Source organism: Rhodococcus sp. ARC_M5 (assembly GCF_022810405.1).
GTDB lineage: Bacteria > Actinomycetota > Actinomycetes > Mycobacteriales > Mycobacteriaceae > Rhodococcoides > Rhodococcoides navarretei.
In genome coordinates this window covers 1-291 of sequence record NZ_JALGQE010000062.1, presented here as the reverse complement: position 1 = coordinate 291, position 291 = coordinate 1, and the positions used below count along the sequence as shown (strand labels likewise).

Sequence of the window (291 nt, the reverse complement as noted above, 5' to 3'; positions counted from 1 at the left end):
TCGCCGTTCGACCATTCCCTGCCGGCCCTTCGGTTGCGAGTTCATCGGTTCAGTCTGACGCGGAACCAGCCCGCGGTCCACGTCGCCGTCGAACACCGCCGTCCGCCACCGCGTCATCATGCCCCTCGAGATGGACGGATGCGCTGCCATCCACGGCCCATGCTTCCCATACGGCAACCGGCAGTACTCGAACACCATCTCCCGGATCTGCTCCCCTGTGAATTCAGCACTCAACATGCGGTAACCCTCCATAGCTTCTCGAATGACTCACCAGAAGCTTGGCAAAGAGGG

Annotated in this window: 1 pseudogene; it reads right to left on the bottom strand. The window is 61.5% G+C overall.

Annotated elements, in window-relative coordinates:
* A pseudogene (locus MTX34_RS25550) lies at nucleotides 1-237 on the bottom strand (hypothetical protein); the annotation flags it as partial.
* Nucleotides 238-291 lie beyond the last annotated feature (54 nt).